This is a genomic window from Achromobacter arsenitoxydans SY8 (assembly GCF_000236785.1).
Taxonomy (GTDB): domain Bacteria; phylum Pseudomonadota; class Gammaproteobacteria; order Burkholderiales; family Burkholderiaceae_B; genus Achromobacter; species Achromobacter arsenitoxydans.
The window spans coordinates 15951-34522 of the sequence record NZ_AGUF01000014.1; the positions used below are offsets into that span (position 1 = coordinate 15951).

Consider the following 18572-nt stretch of genomic DNA (forward strand, 5'->3'; position numbering starts at 1 on the left):
TGTCTGACACCTTGCTTTTCAGACCCCTGTTCCCGCCGCCTACTTCCCCGTCCCGAATCTCACCGTGTCGCCCGAGCGGCGGCCCAGCGTCGACATCAGGCCGTCCAGGGCGGCGCGGTCGGCTTCGCTGGCCGAGCGGGCGAATGTGGCTTCGCCCTGGAAGCTCAGGCCGCGGCCGGTGGCGCTGCCCTGGCCCTTGACGTCGAGCAGGCCGCTTTCGGTGCTCAGGGCGAGCGTTGCTCCGGCCTTGCCGCCGCCTTGCACTCGCAGCAAATAGGTGCCCACCGGGGTGATGGGCGTGAGCGCCGTGCCGGCATTGCGCCAGCGCAGGTCCACGGCCGGTCCCGGCGGCAGGGGAGCGCCCAGGCGCAGCGGCTGCCAGTTGATTTCCAGCATGCCTTGCGGCGCCAGCGTGTTCCACGGCGCGCCCAGCGCGGGCAGGACCGACGCCGGCACGCGCAGGGACTGCGCCGGCAGGGCCAAGCCATTCCATCCCGGACGCGCGCGCAGCGTGCCCTGCAGCCAGGGGTGCGAGATGTCCAGCGCCATCGCGTCCCAGCGCCATTGCCATTGCACCGCCTGCGGCAGCACGCGCTTCGCGCCCGGGGCGCCGAGCGCGATGAATGCGCTGCCGCGCCACAGCGTGCCGCTGGCGTCGGCCAGGGTGACAGGCGCATCGTCGGGAAGCATGACCAGCAGCCAGCGCGCAGGCAGCACGGCCGCGCCTGCCGCCGCGGCGCAAAGCGCGCCGGCCAGCCACAGCCCGGCGCTGCGGGGCAGGGGAAGACGCAGGGCCATCAGCGGCTCCCGGCCGCCTGCGGCGGCATCAGCACAACCTTGCCGTTGACCAGTCCGGGCAGCGGCCGTCCGTTGGCGTTGGCGGCCCGCGTCAGGTCCACCTGTGAAATCGCCAGGCCCCAGTCGCGGCCTGCGCCGTCCAGCCAGCGCATGAGCGCTGACGAGGGCGCCTGGTCCAGCGACAGCGCCACGCCGCCGTCCTGCGCATCGTCCAGCGCCCATTGCCCGGCGGGCAGGCCCGCGCGCTCCAGGCTGGCGGCCAGTTCGGCCTTGGCGGGCATGGCGGCCGCGGGCGCGGCGGTACGCTGGCGCAGGGCCGAGGCCTGCGTCGTCAGGTCGGCCACGGCGGCGGCCTGGGTGCGCAGGCCGGGCAGTTCTGCCTGCAGCTTGCGCACCGTGTTCAGGGCGGGTTCGATCAGGCCGACGAACACGATCGCCGCGCCCAGCAGCACGGCCGCGCCGGAAACCAGGCGGCGTTCGCGCGGGGCCAGTGCCTGGTAGCGCTGGCGGGCGCGCGCCAGCGCGGGGTCCAGGGGTTTGCGGGCGGAGCGCCAGGCGGCTTGCAGTCGGTATAGCGGTTTCATGGTTGGCTGCGCACGATGCGCCAGGTGTTGTCGGAGTCGCCGCGCTCAAGTTTCAGTCCCAGGGCGGCGGCCTGCTGGATCAGCGCGGGCGTCTCGGCGACGCGCTGCGATTGCGGTCCCGCGTCGGCTAGTTGCAGGGTGAGGGCCTGGTCGGCGTAGGTCAGGCGCGCCACTTTGTCGGCGGCGAACGGCAGGGCCTGCGCCGCGGCGCGCGCCAATGGCAGGAAGTCGCCCGCGCTGGCCGCGCCGCGATTGGCCTGCAGCGCGTCCAGCCCTTGCTGCGCCTGGCGCGCGGGGTCCAGCACGACGGGCAGGTCGGGAAACGCGGCAAGCACCTGGTCGCGCATGCCGTTGCGCAGGGCGTCCGCCTCGGCGCGCAGTTGCGATGCGTACACGTTCAGGCCGGTGATCCACACGACGGCAGCCAGCGCGGCCCAGCGCAAGGCCGGGCGCCAGCGGGACGCGCGCAGGGGCGCGAGCTGCGGCATGGCCAGGGACCACGACGGCGAGGGCGCCTGCCAGCGCGGGTCGGCGGGGTCGCGCAACGGGGCGTCCGACGCCGGCGCCAGGATCTGCGGCGCGATCAGCGCGCGGACGCGCAGGCCCTGCTCGCTGAGCAGTCCCCAGGCGCGCCGCACGGGCTCCTTCGGCGACCAGGCCAGCGCCACGGCGCCGTCCGCGGCGCGAGGGCCGTGGCCCACCGCCAGCGCGTCCAGATCGCTCAGCACCAGCGGCTCCAGCGCGCCGCGCACGGCGGCGCCGAAGTGGGCGCGGGCGACGGCCGGGATCTGCACCGTGGCCGCGATGACGTCGGCCGGATGCAGCACGGCCTCGCAAGCGGCCTGGGGCCAGGCATGGCCCATGGCGCGCAGCGCCAGTTCGCCTTGCCGCGCGCAGCGCCCGCGCCGGTCGAACCACGCATAGGCCAGGGGCGAATCGGCGCCGAATTCTTCCAGCGGGGGCAGCGCGATGCGCAGGGTGTTCTTCAAGGAATCTCTCTCGTCCAGATCGTGTCGGGCGCGGCCGGCGGGGCGCTGCGCACCAGCGCCTGCATCGACACGCGCGCCCGTTCGTAGACCACGGTGCCGCTGGCCAGGAACCAGCCGCTATTGGTGGAGACCGACGGCGCAGGCGTCTTGACGCCCGTGCCCGCCAGCCGGTTGGCGAAATCGCCGGTGTTGTTGAACCAGTTGCCGCGGTCGCGTTCGCCCGCCATGGCGCGCGCCTGGCTGAGCGACAGCCCCGGCACCAGGGCGGCGATGACTTCGGCGGGCGCCGTGTTGACGTTGACGCTGGTGGCCGCCGGCAGCAGCGTCATCGTGCGCCGCAGCGCGTTGCGCATGGGCGGTTCCAGGCCCAGCAGCGCCGCCACTTCGTCCACGCCGCGCGGCAGCGGCGCGCGGGCCTGGGGCGCCTTCCCCGGCGTCGAGGGCGCGTCGGCGGCCTGCACCGGCGGCTGGGCCGACGCCACGATGTCGATCATGCGCGCGGCCAGCGTGTCGGGCAGCTGCAGCGTGTTCAGCAGGCGGCGCAGCACGTCTTCCTGTTCCGGCTGGGGCACGCCGTTGCGCGCCAGGTTGTAGAGGTTGTATTTGCCTTGTTCGTCCTGGACGCCGCCCGAGAACACCGCGACGCGGTCGTCGCCCGGGCGTTCGATGCGCGTGTCCAGCACCGGCGTGGCCCAGATCTGGTCGCCGCGCGTGGTGGGTTCGCGCCGGCCGTGGTCGCGCACGACCAGCCGGGCCCAGTCGATGCCGCCCGCCAGCATGGCGCGCGCCTGCACGCGCGCCAGTTCGTTTTCGACGCGGCGGGTGCTGGCGGTCTGCCGCTGGAACAGGCTGGTGGTCAGCGCCGCCACGATGGCCACGATGATGAGGGCGCTGACGACGGCCGCGCCCCGCTCGCGGCTGGCCTGTGCGGACAAGCGCTTCATGGCAGCTCCAGAATGCGCGTGTAGCGCCGCAGATCGCCGGGAGCGCCCCGTTCGAACGTGATCTCCAGGCCGGTCGGCGCGGTCGCGAGGGATGCGTTGGCGTCCACCCAGCCGGCGCCCGGCACCCACGCGCGCACCGCCAGCGTCCGCACGCCGGCCAGCAGCAGCGCGCCGCCGCTGGCTGCGGGCAGGGGGCTGCGCGGCGCGGACGGGCCGCTGGCGCGCCACAGGCCGTCGGCCCGCACCTGCCATTGGACGCGTTGCCACAAGCCGTTGCCGTCGGGGTCCGGGCGCAGGATTTCCAGGGTCTGGCCGCCCGCCGCGCGCGTCAATAGGCGCAGCCCGCTGCTGAAGGCCACGGTGTCCAGGCCCGGAGAATCGAAGGCGGGGCCCGTGTACGACAGTTCAATGTCGCGCCCCATCTGGCCCAGCGTGCGCACGATGGCGTCGGTGTCCTCGGCCTGCGCGGAGATCAGGTCGCGCGCGCCGGACACGCTGGCCAGCCCGCGCCAGGCCATCAGGCTGACCAGCGCCATCAGCGCCAGCGCCACCAGCACTTCGATCAGTGTGAAGCCAGCCTGGGATTTGCGGGAGCGGCGCATTGTCATCGCAGGCTGGACAGCAGGCCGTCGAGCTGCAGCAGAACGGCGCCTTCGCGCGGGGACGCGGCGTCGTGCACCTTGACGGAGACCTGGCGAAAGCTGCGGTTCATGGAGTTCGTGAAGACCAATTCGCACTGCAGCGCCAGGCCGCCTTGCGGACAGGGTACGGTCTGGGAGCCGGCGCGCGGCAGGGCCTGTTCCAGGCGCAGCTGTGTCAGCGCGTTCTGCGCCGCCAGCAGGGCCAAGGCCTTGTCCTGCAGCGCGCGGTTGTTCGCCGCCATGACGCCGGTGGCGCGCAAGGCGGCGCCCATCGCCACGGCGATGATGGCCAGCGCCACCAGCACTTCGATCAGCGTGAAGCCGCGTTCGCGATTGGACGGACGCGGCGCGTCGGGGCAGGGCTCGGACGGACGCGGGGCGGCGGCGGAGGCTTTATTGGATGTCATAGCGTCCCGCGGCGTCGCGCTGCAGCGTGACTCGCGTTTCTCCCGCGCTGAGTGTCAGCGTCATGGGCGCGGCGACCCATTCGGTGTTGAAGATCAGCGGCCGGTCTGGATCCAGCCGCAACTGCACGGAGCCGGCGGACCAGGACTGCGGACGCAGCACGTCGTCGTGCTCCAGCCGGTCTGGGGGCACGGGGATGTCCTCTTGCGCGGTGGGGCCGGGCGGGCGGCCCTGGCGTTCGAACGACCAGCCCTGGCCGCTGGCGAGCCAGCGGATCGGACGGCCGTCGCTGCGGGCCTCGCTCTGCGCCACGGTGAACGCGTCCGCCAGCCGCTCGGCGTCGCCGCGCAGGCGGTTGTCGCCGCGGCCGATGGACAGGCTTACCATGCTGGCGGCAATGGCCACGATCACCAGCACCACCAGCACTTCGACCAGCGTGAAGCCGCGTTCAGAGTTCCCAGGAGCCGATGTCGGCATCGCCGCTCTCTCCGCCGGGCTTGTTGTCGGCGCCGAACGAGAAGACATCGACGTCGCCTTTGACGCCGGGGCTCAGGTATTGGTAGGGATGGCCCCAGGGATCGTTGGGCAGCTTGTCCAGGTAGCCGCGCCAATTGGGCACGCCATCGGGCTTTTGCGCCAGCGCGCGCAGGCCCTGGGCCGTCGTGGGATAGCGGCCGTTGTCGAGGCGGTATAGCTTGAGCGCCTGCATGATGCCGCCGATGTCCTGGCGCGCGGCGGCCTGGCGAGCCTGGTCGGGGCGGTCCAGCACGCGCGGCACTACCAGCGCGGCCAGAATCCCCATGATCACAATCACCACCATGATCTCAATCAGGGTGAAGCCCTGCTGGCGGGCAAGCCCGCGCGGTAACTGACGCACTTTGCAACTCCGGTCTATCTGTAGAAGCCCGGGATTGTGGACATGAAATATGACAGTAATGCGCGCGCCGCCACGCCTCACTTTTCGCGGGTGATGCCGCCCGGCGCGTCCTGCGCCGCCGGCGTGGCCAGACGGCTCGGGCGGCCCGACTGCTCGACGGTGACGGCGTCGGCCGCGATGTCGCGCAACACGATGCCCGGCGCCACTTCCGCACCGGCGCGCCAGGCCAGCGGCGGCCCGCCGTCGATGCTCAGCACGGCGGCGCCGTCGGGGCCCGCCGCGATCACGCCCAGCACGCTGATCTGCGTGCGCATGGCTTCGTCCTTGCCGAACCACAGCGCCACGGGCGTGTTGTCGGCCGCGCGCGGCGCGGCGGCCGAGACCGCGGGGGGCAGGGAGCCGGGGTTGGGCGCAAGCAGGATGGAGCCCCAGACGCCGACGCCGGCGGCGAGCGCCAGCACGGCGAGGACGCGCAGCGCGGCGGGCGCGGAGGGCAGGGGCAGGCGCAGGGACAAAGGCATGGATGCGGGCGGCGGAGGTTGATGCGACGCGGCCGACTATAGCGGCGTTTCATGACAGCAATGCAATGGGGCTTGGGCTGTCGGCGCCTTGCATCTTGCGCAAAAGAATCCTGATCCAACGATCAGGGTTTCTCTTCTTTGTTTCACGGGTCTTTCACCTTCGGCCGCCACCATGTCGGCCAGCGTAAGAACCCGTTCATGACAAGAGAAGAGAAGCAATGGAATTATTGAATTGGAGAAGATGGTGCGCCATGCTGCTGGCGACCAGCGCATTGGCCGGCTGTGGAGGCAGCGATGACGATGGCGACGACCCCGTCGTTCCGCCGACGCAGCCGCCCGTCACCGAACCCGGGCAGGCCAGCGTCGACAAGGTGCTGTTCATCGGTGTCGACGGCCTGACCTACGACGCGTTGCGCCGCGGCCTGGCCGACAAGTCGCTGGCCAATATCGGCCAACTGACCGCGACCCGCGCCTGGACCGGCGGCGTCACCGGCACGGCGACGCAGCAGCCCACGCTGATCGTGCCGGGCTGGGCCACGCTGCTGACCGGCCAATGGGCCGATGTGCATGGGGTGCGCTCCAACGCGCAAGGCCAGGCGCTGAAGGCGCCCAGCCTGTTCCAGCGCGTCAAGACTGCACAGCCCGAGGCGCGCATCGCCGGCGCGTTCAATTCGCCGCTGGTGGCTGGCCTGCTGGGCACCGACCGCGACGCGGGCTACGTGCAATCGCTGACAGACTGCGCCGGCGTGGACGACTGCGTCGCCTCGCAGGCCCGCGACCGCATCGCCGAAGGCTACGACATGGTCGTCGCGCAGTTCGGCGCGCCGGAGCGCGCCGCGGCCGAGAGCGGCTTCGGCACGACCTATGAAGCCGTCATCCGCCAGACCGACGCCGCCATCGGCGTGCTGGCGAAGCAGCTGGCCGACCGCCGCGCCGATCATCCCAATGAGAATTGGCTGATGGTGGTGGCGTCCAGCCACGGCCTGGACAAGACCGGCGGCAGCGACGGCCTGCCGTTCTCGTCCAGCAAGACCATTCTGCTGGCCGCCAACCAGCCCGTCCTGCTGGGCGGCAGCGCCGACGACGCCGCGTTCGACGGCCTGTGGGATGCCAACTGGTACGCGCTGCCCAGCGCCGCCGACCTGGCGCCCACGGTGCTCGCGCACCTGGACGCGCTGCCGTCGGGCGCAGCCTACGACATGGCCGGCACGTCGCTGACCGAACCCCTGGCGCTGCGCCGCGTCGCCACGCGCACGTCCATGGACAACAAGAGCGTGACTGTGACCTGGGTGCGCGTGGGCGAGCCCGACGGCGACATCGTGGTCAGCCGTGACGGCACGGAAGTCGCGCGCCTGCCCGGCACCGCCACGGAGTACGTGGACACGGGCTTCACGTTCGACACCGAGGGCGTGCACGAACTGGCCTACAGCGTGTCCGCCGGCCATGCGGTCAGCGCCGCGCGCGCCACCGTGGTCTACGCCAAGCCCGTGCCGCTCCTGGCCTCGCTGCGCACCGGACTGACGATGTTCTTCCCGTTCGAGGGCGACGTGGCCGACGTGGCCGCCGGCGGCGGCGCGATCACGCCGTACGACGGCGCGCAGGCGCCTGCCTATGCCGAGCCGGGCGTGTTCGGCAAGAGCTTCAGGAACGAGCGCGGGTCGGCCGCTCTGGGCGCATTCAAGCTGGACTATCCGGCGGGCCTGATGGACAGCGTGCAGGCGTTCACCATCGGCTTCTGGTTCCAGTCCGACGGCACCGCCAACGACCGCTCCATCGTGGGCAACAAGGACTACAACTCCGGCGGCAATCCCGGCATCACCATCGCGCAATGGGCCGGCCCGGAGCTGCGCTTCAACATCGCGGGCGGCGGTAAGCGGGCGGATATCAATGGCGTGAAGTTCACGGCCAATAAGCCGGTCTACATCGCCATGACCATCGACAAGACGGCCAGGACGATGACGGCCTACCGCTACGACAGCGAGCTGGGCTTTGTGCGCACCGTCACGTCCACCGCCACCGCGGGTGTCGACCTTGGCGCCGTGGCCGGCGTGTTCGGTCCGCACATCGGCCTGAATGAAGACGGCAAGGGCACCTACGGCATCTGCTGCGCCGGCACCAAGGGCCCCTACACCATGATTTTTGATGACCTGGCCTTCTGGTCGCGGGCCCTGACCGAGGACGAAGTGAAGTCCCTGGCCCTGTCCGGCAAGTCCGTTTCCGAACTGTTTCCCTGATGTCCCAAGGATAGAAAAGCCATGAGTAAGTCCCTGATCTTGCGCGGTTTCCTGCGCGCCGGCGCGGTGCTGATGCTGACCGCCACCCTGGCCGCCTGCGGCGGCGACGACGGCGGCGATGACGACGCCGGCACGCCGACCAATCCCACCCAGCCCGAGACGCCGACGACGCCCGAGCCCGCCAAGCCCGAACTGCGCTGCGCGCCCTGAGCCGCGCCTTTTGTAGACCACAAGGAAAAGCATCCGTGAAGTTCGAAAAAGACACGATCCACGCCGGCAAGCGCCGCTTCCTGCGCAACGCGGCAGCCTCCACCGCGGGCCTGACCGCGCTGTCGATGTTCCCGCCGGCCATCCGCCGCGCGCTGGCCATTCCCGCCAACAACCGCACCGGCACCATCAACGACGTCGAGCACGTGGTCATCCTGATGCAGGAAAACCGTTCGTTCGACATGTACTTCGGCACGTTCAAGGGCGTGCGCGGCTTCGGCGACCGCATCACCATTCCGCTGCCGCAGAACCGCTCGGTCTGGGAGCAGGCCAACGCGACGCGCGTCGTGATGCCGTATCACCTGGACAGCACGCAGGGCAACGCCCAGCGCGTGGCCGGCACGCCGCATGATTACGTCGACGCGCAGATGGCGTGGGACGGCGGCCGCATGTACCAGTGGCCGCGCTATAAGCAGAACCAGTCGATGGGCTACTACCGCCAGAAAGAGGTGGAGTTCCAGTTCGCGCTGGCCGACGCCTTCACGTTGTGCGACGCCTACCACTGTTCCACCCATGGCGGCACCAACACCAATCGCCTGTTCCACTGGACCGGCACCAACGACCCGCTCGCGCAGGGCAACGGCCCGTCGACGCGCAACCAGTGGGACAGCCTGGGCGCCTCGTCCACCGGCTGGACCTGGAAGACGTACCCGGAACGCCTGCAAGAAAATGGCGTGACCTGGAAGGTCTACCAGAACCTGCCCGAGAACTTCGGCGACAACCCGCTGGCGGGCTTTCAGCAGTACCGCCGCGCCAACGAACTGGCCGGCAACGGCAGCAACGGGGCGCCGTACCCGGCCTGGACGCCCAGCATGGACGCCGCCAATCCCCTGTACAAGGGCACGGCCAACACCATGCCCGACGGCGGCTTCCTGCAGGCCCTGCGCGACGACGCGCTGAATGGCACGCTGCCGCAAGTGTCGTGGATCGTGGCCCCGGCGACCTATTCCGAGCACCCCGGCCCGTCCAGCCCCATCCAGGGCGCCTGGTACATCCAGGAGACCCTGGACGCGCTGACCGCCAATCCGGAGGTCTGGAGCAAGACGGTCCTGTTGATCAATTTCGACGAGAACGACGGCTACTTCGACCACGTGCCGCCGCCCGCCGCGCCGTCGCTGAATGAGGACGGCTCGATGGCCGGCGCCTCCACCGTCAACACCGACCTGGAGCGCCACACGCATGCGTCCGCCCAGGATGCCGCCGACAACCGCGTCTACGGACCGGGTCCGCGCGTGCCGATGTACGTGGTGTCGCCGTGGAGCCGCGGCGGCTGGGTCAATTCCCAGGCGTTCGACCACACGTCGGTGCTGCGCTTCCTGGAAGCCCGCTTCGGCGTGAAGGAAGAAAACATCAGCCCGTGGCGCCGCGCCGTGCTGGGCGACCTGACGTCGGCCTTCAACTTCGCCACGCCGAATGACGAGAAAATGTCGGGTCTGGATATCCTGACCCGCTCGAAGGCGGACCAGGAGCGCACCGCGCAGCAGGCGCTGACTGCCGTGCCGCTGCCGGATCCGTCCACGCAGGCCAACGGCATCCAGGAAAAGGGCATGCGCAACTCCTGCGCCTTGCCATACGAACTGCACACCAGCGGCCGCAGCCAGCCCGCCACCGGCAACATGTGGCTGGTGTTCTCCAACACGGGCAAGCAGGCCGCGGTGTTCCATGTGTACGACCGCCTGCACCTGGACCGCCTGCCGCGCCGCTACACCGTGGAACCCGAAAAGCAGCTGGAAGGCAGCTGGGATGCGGCGGCCGACGGCGGCAAGTACGACCTGTGGGTGCTGGGCCCCAACGGCTATCACCGCCATTTCGCGGGCGACCTGGCGCAGGACCGCACGGCAGAGCAGGATGCCGAGATCCGCGTCTGCTACGACATCGCCAACGGCGACGTCTACGTCAGCTTCATCAATAGCGGCAAAACCGCGTGCACCTTCGAGGTCTCGCCCAACGCCTATTACGCCAACCACGAGCGCTGGTCGTTCACGGTGCCGGCGGGCGGCCAGGTCGAGCAGCATTGGGCCCTGGCGGGCAGCCATGCCTGGTACGACTTCACGGTGCGCCTGGCCGAGGATCCGTCGTGGCTGCGCCGCTTTGCGGGCCGCGTGGAAACCGGCAAGGCGTCGGTGACCGACCCGGCGATGGCCGAGTAGCGCTCAGGCGGCGGTCTGCGGTTCGCGCGCGCGAAAGGCCTGCGCGCACGCTTCGCAGATCGCCGCCGTGATGCCCTGGCGGGCGTGTTCGCGCCGCTCCAGCATGCCGATGGCGCGCGACAGCGGGCCCAGGTCGCCGGGCAGGTGCAGGATCCGCAATTCGGGAATCTGCTGCCAGTTCGAGCCATTGATGAGCGGCAGCAGCGTCACGCCGACCTCCTGGCGGACCAGTTCCACCAGCGTCTCGATGGCGTTGAGTTCCAGGAATTCATTAAGCGGCACCCCCATCCGCCGCAGCAGCCGGTCGATCTGCAGCCCGGTGCGCTGGGTGCGGTCAAAGCGCAGGAAGGGGTTGGCCGCGAGCACCTGGCGGGCGTCCTCGCCGGCCGCCGAGCGCGGCGCGATCACGACCAACTGCTCTTCATATAGCGGGGTCCAGCGGGTGCTGGCCATCTTGCGGCCGGCCTCCACCAGGAAGGCCGCGTCCAGTTCCCCGTCTTCCACCTTGCCAGCGAGTTCGCTGGCCTTGCCCGACAGAATGCGCACGTCCAGCTTGGGATGGGCCTTCTTCAGGCCCGAGATCACCTTGGACAGCGTGCCCATGCAGGACACGATGCTGCCGACCGCGACGGATCCGGCCAGTTCGCCGGGAGCGGTATTCGGCCGCCTGAGTCTGTCGTATAAATCCAGCAAGTGCTTGATTTCGGGAAGCAATTCCCGGCCGGCCGCGTTCAGGATGGCCAGCCGTCCGCTGCGGTCGAAGAGTTCGCGCCCCAGCTCGGCCTCCAGCGTGCGCATCTGGAAGCTCACCGCGGCTTGCGTCAGGGCTACCTGCTCGGCCGCCTCGGAGAAAGAGCCGTGGTGCGCGACCGCCAGAAACGTGCGTAGAAAACGGATCGTACTCATAAAATTTTCTTTTATGACGGAACAAAAAATCAAATTGATTTAATTAGACCACGGGAGTAACTTCGCCCGCTTAACCCGTTATGAGACCTGCGACATGAAATCCTTCGACTGGGGCAACCCGTATCCCTCCGTCCGCATCCCGCTGTTCGCCCGCAACGTGGTCTCCACGTCGCACCCTCTGGCGGCCCAGGCGGGGCTGCGCATGCTGCTCAAGGGCGGCAACGCCGTGGACGCCGCCATCGCGGCCGCGGCCACGATCGTTCTGGTCGAACCCGTCTCGTGCGGCCTGGGCGGCGACTGCTTCGCCATCGTCTGGGACGGCAAGGAACTGCACGGCCTGAACTCCTCGGGCGTGGCGCCGGCCGCCTGGAACACCGAATACTTCAAGCGCAAGTACGGCACGGGCCCCAACGGCCTGGCCATCCAGCCCAAGCGCGGCTGGGACTCGGTGACCGTCCCCGGCGTGGTGGCCGGCTGGGCCGCACTGCATGAAAAGCTGGGCAAGCTGCCGTTCGAGCAGCTGTTCGAACCCGCCATCGAGATCGCCGAGCGCGGCTATGCCGTGCCGCCGGTGGTGGCGCACAAGTGGGCCGCCGCCGCCGACGAACTGAAGTCGCAGCCGGGCTATGCCCAGGCCTTCCTGCCCGAAGGCCGCGCGCCCAAGGTCGGCGAACACTTCCGCTTCCCCGACGCCGCCAACACCCTGCGCCGCATTGCAGAATCCAAGGGCCGCGACTTCTACGAGGGCGAGCTGGCCGAACGCATCGCCGCCTTCAGCAAGGAATGCGGCGGCGCGATGACGCTGGAAGACCTGCGCGGCTACCGCCCGGAATGGGTCAAGCCGATCTCCAAGTCGTACCGCGGCTACGAGCTGCACGAGATTCCGCCGAACGGGCAGGGCATCGCCGCCCTGATCGCGCTGGGCATCGTCGAACGCTTCGATATGTCCGATATTCCGGTGGACTCGGTGCAGTCGCAGCACATCCAGATCGAAGCCATGAAGCTGGCTTTTGCCGACCTGTACAAGTACGTGGCCGACCCGCGCGCCATGCAGGTCACGCCGGAACAGATGCTGTCCGACGCCTACCTGGACAGCCGCGCCAAGCTGATCCGCCTCGACCAGGCCACCCACTTCGAGGCCGGCCGCCCGCACGCCGGCGGCACCATCTACCTGACCGCCGCCGATGAGAACGGCATGATGATCTCGTTCATCCAGTCCAACTACATGGGCTTCGGTTCGGGCGTGGTCGTGCCGGGCACCGGCATCAGCATGCAGAACCGCGGCGTGGGCTTCTCGATGGATCCCAAGTCCGCCAACGTGGTCGAAGGCGGCAAGCGCCCGTTCCACACCATCATCCCGGGCTTCCTGACGCGCGGCGGCAAGCCGGTCATGAGCTTCGGCGTGATGGGCGGCGACATGCAGCCGCAGGGCCACATGCAGACCGTGGTCCGCATGATCGACTATCACCAGAACCCGCAGGCCGCGTGCTGCGCGCCGCGCTGGAAGGTCAACCGCGACTTCACGCTCGACATCGAGACCAATATGCAGGCTTCCACCATTGCGGGCCTGAAAGACCTCGGGCATGCTTTGAAGTCCGTTGACGATCCGTACATGGACTTCGGCGCCGGCCAGTTCATCTGGCGCATGTCCGAAGCAGACAACGAACTGGGCTATGTCGCCGCCAGCGACAGCCGTCGCGACGGCCAGGCGGTGGGCTTCTAACTATCCGGCCATGCAGCCACAAGGGGAAAAAACACAAATGAAACGCTTTGCCTTGACCTTCGGCGCCAGCCTCCTGGCGCTGGCCGCCGGCGCCGCCAGCGCCCAGAACCTCCGGATCGGCCTGCAGGAAGATCCGGACGTGCTGGACCCGCACCGCGCCCGCACCTACGTGGGCCGCATCGTGTTCACGTCGTTGTGCGACAAGCTGGTGGACATTGATCCCAAGCTGCACTTCGTGCCGCAGCTGGCCACCTCGTGGTCGTTCAGCGACGACAACAAGGTGCTGACCTTCAAGCTGCGCGAAGACGTGCTGTTCCACGACGGCAGCAAGTTCGACGCCGCGGCCGCCAAGGCCAACCTGGAACGGGCCATGAGCCTGCCCGACAGCCTGCGCAAGGGTGAACTGCGCTCGGTCGCCAAGGTCGACGCGCCCGACGCCGGCACCCTGGTGCTGACGCTGAAGGCGCCGGACGCCACGCTGCTGGCCCAGCTGTCCGACCGCGCCGGCATGATGCTGTCGCCCAAGACGTTCTCGGACGACGTCGCCGCCGTGGGCCGCAAGCCGGTCTGCTCAGGCCCGTACAAGTTCGTCGAACGCATCCAGAACGACCGCATCGTCCTGGAAAAATTCGACCAGTACTACGACGCCAAGGACTACGCCTTCAAGCGCCTGACCTTCCTGCCCATTCCGGACACCACCGTGCGCCTGTCCAACCTGCGCGCCGGAGACCTGGACATGCTGGAACGCCTGAATCCGTCAGACGCGCCGCAGGTCAAGAACGACGCCAGCCTGACGTTCGCGCCGGTGGCGGGCCTGGGCTTCCAGCAGTTCATGTTCAACGTCGGCAACGGCAAGCGCGCCGAAGACAATCCGTTCAAGAACAAGCTGGTGCGCCAGGCGTTCCAGCTGGCGCTGGACCGCAACGCCATCAACGACGTGGCCGGCGGCGGCATCTTCGAACCCGCGCAGCAGCCGTTCCCGCCCGCCAGCCCCTACCACAGCGACAAGTTCCCCGTGACCAAGCGCGACGTGGCCAAGGCCAAGAGCCTGCTCAAGCAGGCGGGCTTCGACCGCGTGAAGGCCGAACTCGTGTTCGGCAACAACACCACCACCTCGTCCATCGCGGAAATCGTCCAGGCCATGGCGGCCGAGGCGGGCTTCGACCTGTCCTTGCGCCCCACGGAATACGCCGCGCTGCAGAAGGAAGCGTCGGGCGGCAACTTCCAGATCGTGATGCTGGGCTGGTCCGGCCGGGTCGACCCCGACGGCAACATCCATGCCTTCGTGACCTGCAAGGGCGCGCTGAACGACGGCCACTACTGCAATCCGCAGGTCGACAATCTGCTGAACGAGGCCCGCGCCGTGACCGACGAAGCCAAGCGCAAGGTCATCTACGACCAGGCGCAGGCCATCATCCAGGACGAATTGCCCGGCGTCTACAACTACTATCAGCCGTGGCCCTTCGTGATGGGCAAGAAGGTCAAGGGCTTCACGCCCTACCCGGACGGTATGATCCGCCTGAAGGGCGTGACGTTCGCGCAGAAGTAATGAAGGCGCGGCAATCGCCCGCCGCGCCAGCCGGACGCGCCTGCGCGTCCGGTTGTTGTTTGCGGCGGACGCGCGTTGCGCCCGATCCGGCCGGCGTCGTCCGTCGTTTCAGTCTTACGGTTTCCCCACATGCTTAAACTCATCTTGCGCCGCGTGATCGTCGCGATACCGACACTGATACTGGTGTCGATGATCGTCTTCATGCTGCAGAAAATCCTGCCCGGCGATCCGGTGCTGACCCTGGCCGGCGAAGAGCGCGACCCGGCCGTGCTGGACTACCTGCGCGACAAATACCGCCTGAACGACCCGCTGCCGATGCAATACGCGGCCTGGGCCGGCCAGGTCCTGCAAGGCGACCTGGGCAAGTCCCTGCGCACCGACGTGCCCGTCACGACGCTGATCGCGCAGAAGCTGCCCGTGACGCTGCAACTGGCCGCCATGGCCATGTTCTTCGCGCTGCTGGTGGGCATCCCCATGGGCATCGTCGCCGCCGTGCGCAAGGGCAAGCCCGTAGAAATGGGCGCCAACATCGCTGCGCTGTCGGGCATGTCCATCCCCAACTTCTGGCTGGGCATCATCCTCATCATGGTCGTGTCGGTGCAGTGGAAGCTGCTGCCGGCCTCGGGCTACGTGTCGCCGTCTGAAGACTTCTGGCTGTCCATCAAGACCATGCTGATGCCTTCGCTGGTGCTGTCCACCGCGATAGCCGCCTACCTGATGCGGCATACGCGCTCGTCCATGCTGGAGGCGCTGTCCGCGGACTACGTGCGCACCGCCCGCGCCAAGGGCGTGTCGCCGCGCAGCGTGGTGCTGCGCCATGCGCTGCGCAATGCGCTGATGCCCATCGTCACGCTGGTGACGCTGCTGTTCGGCGAACTGCTGGCGGGCGCGGTGCTGACGGAACAGGTCTTTACGATCCCGGGCTTCGGCAAGCTGGTCGTGGACGCCGTGTTCACGCGCGACTACGCGGTGGTGCAGGGCGTGGTGCTCTGCGTGGCGGTGGGCTTCATCCTGATGAACCTGCTGGCCGACATCCTGTACATCCTGGTCAATCCCCGCCTGAGGCACTCATGAGCGCAATTCCTGCAACGGCCGCAGCCGTCACGCCGCCCCGCAGCCGCAATCGCGCCTGGGGCAAATTCAAGCGCAACCACATCGCGATGCTCGGCCTGACCATCGTGCTGTTCTTCGTGGCGGTGGCCATCCTGGCGCCGCTGATCGCCAGCCACGACCCCCTGCAAACCAGCTTTACCAGCATCCGCAAGGCGCCGTCGGCCAACTTCTGGCTGGGCACGGACGAACTGGGCCGCGACATCTACAGCCGCATGATCTACGGCGCGCGCGCCTCCCTGATGGCGGGCCTGGTGTCGGTGCTGATCGCGCTGGTCGTGGGCGTGCCCTTCGGCCTGGCCGCGGGCTATTTCGGCGGCTGGACCGACAGCATCATTTCGCGCGCCACCGAGGCGCTGCTGGCGATCCCGTTCCTGATCCTGGCCATCGCCCTGGCCGCGTTCCTCGGGCCCAGCCTGACCAATGCGATGATCGCCATCGGCGTGTCCGCGGCGCCCAAGTTCATCCGGCTGACGCGCGGGCAGGTGCTGGCGGTCAAGAATGAAGACTACGTCCAGAGCGCCCGCGCGCTGGGCGCGTCCGACCTGCGCATCATCGGCCGGCACGTGTTCCCCAACGTGATGCCGCCGCTGATCGTGCAGGCCACCATCACGATCGCCACGGCCATCATCGCCGAGGCCAGCCTGTCGTTCCTGGGCCTGGGCCTGCAGCCGCCGACGCCGTCGTGGGGCTCGATGTTGAACACGGCCAAGAACTTCATGACCCAGGCGCCCTGGATGTCGATCTTCCCCGGATCGGCCATTTTCCTGGTGGTGCTGGGCTTCAATCTGCTGGGCGACGGGCTGCGCGACGCGCTCGATCCGCGTCAGGAAAAGTAATCACTATGGCAACCATGGATCCCAAGCGCGTCGTGCAGGTCAATGACCTGACGGTGCGATTCAAAACGCCCGAACGCACCGTGGAAGCGGTGCGCAATGTGTCCTTCCACGTCGACCGCGGCGAAACCCTGGCCATCGTGGGCGAGTCCGGTTCGGGCAAGTCCGTGACCTCGCTGGCGCTGATGCGCCTGGTCGAATACGGCGGCGGCCGGATCGTCAATGGCGGCATGCTGCTGCGCCGGCGCAGCGGCGACGTCCTGGACCTGGGCAATGCGCCCGATTCGACGCTGCAACGTGTGCGCGGCGCCGACGTGGCCATGATCTTCCAGGAGCCGATGACGTCGCTGAACCCCAGCTTCACGGCGGGCAACCAGATCGCCGAGGCCCTGCAATTGCACCAGGGCCTGGACGCGGCGGCGGCCCGGGCGGAGACGCTGCGCATGCTGGAACGCGTGCGCATCCCCGAGGCGCGGGCCATTCTGGACCGCTACCCGCACCAGCTGTCCGGCGGCATGCGCCAGCGCGTGATGATTGCGATGGCGCTGTCCTGCAAGCCGCAGCTGCTGATCGCCGACGAGCCGACGACCGCGCTGGACGTGACCATCCAGGCCCAGATCCTGCAATTGATCCGCCAGCTCCAGGAAGAAATGGACATGGGCGTGATCTTCATCACGCACGACATGGGCGTGGTGGCGGAAGTGGCCGACCGCGTGCTGGTCATGTACCGCGGCGACAAGGTGGAAGAGGGCGGTTCCGACGAGATCTTCGCGCGGCCGCAGCACCCCTACACCCGCGCGCTGCTGTCGGCGGTGCCGCGCCTGGGCGCGATGCACGGCACGGACGAGCCGGCGCCGTTCCCGCTCCTGAAAGTGGACGAAGCCGTCCGCGTGCCGGATCCGGCCAAGCTGGTGGACAACCCGGTGGCGGTCCCGTCCACGGTGCGCCGCGAGAACGGTCCGGTGCTGAAGGTGCGGGACCTGACCACCAGTTTCGACATCACGGGCGGCATCCTGGGACGGGTGCAGAAGCGCGTGCATGCGGTCGAAAAGGTCAGCTTTGACCTGTATCCCGGCGAGACGCTGTCGCTGGTGGGCGAGTCGGGTTGCGGCAAGACCACGACGGGCCGGTCGCTGCTGCAGCTGGTCAAGAGCAAGGGCGGGTCGATCGAATTCGACGGCAAGAATATCGGCGCGCTGCGCGGCAGCGCGATGCAGACGCTGCGCCAGCACATCCAGTTCATTTTCCAGGATCCGTTCGCGTCGCTGGATCCGCGGATGACGGTGGGCTATTCGATCATGGAGCCGCTGCTGATCCACAAGGTGGCGCGCGGCAAAGAGGCGCAGGACCGCGTGCGCTGGCTGATGGACAAGTGCGGGCTGCTGCCTGAAATGATCGACCGCTATCCGCATGAGTTCTCGGGCGGGCAGCGCCAGCGCATCTGCATTGCGCGCGCGCTGGCCTTGAATCCCAAGGTGGTGATCGCGGACGAGTCGGTGTCGGCGTTGGACGTGTCGATCCAGGCGCAGATCGTGAACCTGCTGCTGGACCTGCAGCGCGAGCTGGGGGTGTCGTTCCTGTTCATTTCGCACGATATGGCGGTGGTTGAGCGGGTGAGCCACCGGGTGGCGGTGATGTACCTGGGCCAGATCGTCGAGATCGGGCCGCGCCGGGCGATCTTCGAGAACCCGCAGCATCCCTACACGAAGAAGCTGATGGCGGCGGTGCCGATCGCGGATCCGCAGCGGCGCCATCGGGAGCGGTCATTGCTGGTGGATGAGATTCCCAGTCCGATGCGGAAGGTGGGGGATGCGCCGCTGGTGGAGCCGCTGGTGGCCGTGGGGGAGGGGCATTTTGTGGCTCGACATGCGGTTGGGGTTTATTGAGGCGGCTGGTTGCTGATTGCTGGTTGCTGGCGGCTGATGCTGCTTTGCTGTCGGGTCTTGTTCTTGCTGGCTGGCTAGCTGGATTGTTTGCTGGCGCAGGGCTGGGTTCTTGGGCCGCGGCCGGCGGCGGGGCGGGGGTGAGCGAGGGGCAA

Annotated in this window: 18 protein-coding genes; 8 read left to right on the top strand and 10 right to left on the bottom strand. The window is 68.7% G+C overall.

From position 1 onward, the window contains the following. Positions 1–39: 39 nt before the first annotated feature. The 9 genes from gspN to KYC_RS03655 form a co-directional block, all read right to left on the bottom strand. Positions 40–798 (bottom strand): type II secretion system protein N, encoded by a 759-nt coding sequence (gene gspN, locus KYC_RS03615; RefSeq protein WP_008158947.1) that lies wholly within the window; start codon positions 796–798, stop codon positions 40–42. After that, a complete protein-coding gene (gene gspM / locus KYC_RS03620; protein ID WP_008158949.1) occupies positions 798–1382 on the bottom strand; it encodes a type II secretion system protein GspM in 585 nt (194 codons plus the stop codon). Before gspM ends, gspN begins: the two co-directional genes overlap by 1 nt. Beyond that, the gene (gene gspL, locus KYC_RS03625) at positions 1379–2371 is read right to left on the bottom strand and encodes a type II secretion system protein GspL (RefSeq protein ID WP_008158952.1); all 993 of its coding nucleotides are present in this window, start codon (positions 2369–2371) and stop codon (positions 1379–1381) included. Before gspL ends, gspM begins: the two co-directional genes overlap by 4 nt. Then, positions 2368–3315, bottom strand: a complete 948-nt coding sequence (gene gspK / locus KYC_RS03630) for a type II secretion system minor pseudopilin GspK (protein WP_008158954.1) — start codon at positions 3313–3315, stop codon at positions 2368–2370. Before gspK ends, gspL begins: the two co-directional genes overlap by 4 nt. Next, positions 3312–3917: a prepilin-type N-terminal cleavage/methylation domain-containing protein gene (locus tag KYC_RS03635; protein WP_008158956.1), complete on the bottom strand. Its 606-nt coding sequence runs from the start codon at positions 3915–3917 to the stop codon at positions 3312–3314. The genes gspK and KYC_RS03635 overlap by 4 nt, the downstream gene beginning before the upstream one ends. Before the next feature lie 2 nt (positions 3918–3919). Further along, on the bottom strand, positions 3920–4363 hold the full coding sequence (gspI, locus tag KYC_RS03640; protein WP_008158959.1) for a type II secretion system minor pseudopilin GspI: 444 nt from the start codon (positions 4361–4363) through the stop codon (positions 3920–3922). After that, positions 4350–4838: a type II secretion system minor pseudopilin GspH gene (gene gspH / locus KYC_RS03645; RefSeq protein ID WP_008158961.1), complete on the bottom strand. Its 489-nt coding sequence runs from the start codon at positions 4836–4838 to the stop codon at positions 4350–4352. The genes gspI and gspH overlap by 14 nt, the downstream gene beginning before the upstream one ends. After that, the gene (gene gspG, locus KYC_RS03650) at positions 4810–5238 is read right to left on the bottom strand and encodes a type II secretion system major pseudopilin GspG (RefSeq protein WP_008158963.1); all 429 of its coding nucleotides are present in this window, start codon (positions 5236–5238) and stop codon (positions 4810–4812) included. Before gspG ends, gspH begins: the two co-directional genes overlap by 29 nt. A 77-nt stretch (positions 5239–5315) precedes the next feature. After that, the gene (locus KYC_RS03655) at positions 5316–5759 is read right to left on the bottom strand and encodes a hypothetical protein (RefSeq protein WP_008158964.1); all 444 of its coding nucleotides are present in this window, start codon (positions 5757–5759) and stop codon (positions 5316–5318) included. Positions 5760–5977: 218 nt separating this feature from the next. Here KYC_RS03655 and KYC_RS29420 point away from each other — a divergent pair, with 218 nt between their 5' ends. Genes KYC_RS29420 through KYC_RS03675 form a run of 3 tightly spaced genes read left to right on the top strand, consistent with a single transcriptional unit; the run spans position 5978 to position 10410 of the window. Then, positions 5978–7993, top strand: coding sequence for an alkaline phosphatase family protein (locus KYC_RS29420; RefSeq protein WP_167310233.1), 2016 nt, complete (start codon positions 5978–5980; stop codon positions 7991–7993). Between the two features lie 21 nt (positions 7994–8014). Further along, positions 8015–8203, top strand: coding sequence for a hypothetical protein (locus KYC_RS03670; protein ID WP_008158968.1), 189 nt, complete (start codon positions 8015–8017; stop codon positions 8201–8203). 35 nt (positions 8204–8238) lie between these two features. Then, complete coding sequence (locus KYC_RS03675; protein WP_008158970.1) at positions 8239–10410, top strand: phosphocholine-specific phospholipase C; 2172 nt, start codon at positions 8239–8241, stop codon at positions 10408–10410. Positions 10411–10413: 3 nt separating this feature from the next. Here the strand turns inward: KYC_RS03675 and KYC_RS03680 are convergent, their stop codons facing one another. Then, a complete protein-coding gene (locus KYC_RS03680; RefSeq protein WP_008158972.1) occupies positions 10414–11316 on the bottom strand; it encodes a LysR family transcriptional regulator in 903 nt (300 codons plus the stop codon). 94 nt (positions 11317–11410) lie between these two features. Between KYC_RS03680 and ggt the strand changes: the two genes are divergently transcribed. The 5 genes from ggt (at position 11411) to KYC_RS03705 (ending at position 18420) form a co-directional block, all read left to right on the top strand. After that, positions 11411–13039 carry a gamma-glutamyltransferase gene (ggt, locus tag KYC_RS03685; RefSeq protein ID WP_008158974.1) on the top strand — a complete coding sequence of 543 codons (1629 nt, stop codon included), beginning with the start codon at positions 11411–11413 and terminating at the stop codon, positions 13037–13039. A 37-nt stretch (positions 13040–13076) separates the two neighbouring features. Continuing rightward, positions 13077–14588 (top strand): ABC transporter substrate-binding protein, encoded by a 1512-nt coding sequence (locus KYC_RS03690; RefSeq protein ID WP_008158976.1) that lies wholly within the window; start codon positions 13077–13079, stop codon positions 14586–14588. Positions 14589–14717: 129 nt separating this feature from the next. After that, on the top strand, positions 14718–15662 hold the full coding sequence (locus tag KYC_RS03695; protein ID WP_008158978.1) for an ABC transporter permease: 945 nt from the start codon (positions 14718–14720) through the stop codon (positions 15660–15662). Then, positions 15659–16537 carry an ABC transporter permease gene (locus KYC_RS03700; protein WP_008158980.1) on the top strand — a complete coding sequence of 293 codons (879 nt, stop codon included), beginning with the start codon at positions 15659–15661 and terminating at the stop codon, positions 16535–16537. Before KYC_RS03695 ends, KYC_RS03700 begins: the two co-directional genes overlap by 4 nt. Positions 16538–16551: 14 nt before the next feature. Beyond that, entirely contained in the window at positions 16552–18420 is a 1869-nt protein-coding gene (locus tag KYC_RS03705; protein ID WP_085945421.1) for a dipeptide ABC transporter ATP-binding protein, read from the top strand. Positions 18421–18572 lie beyond the last annotated feature (152 nt).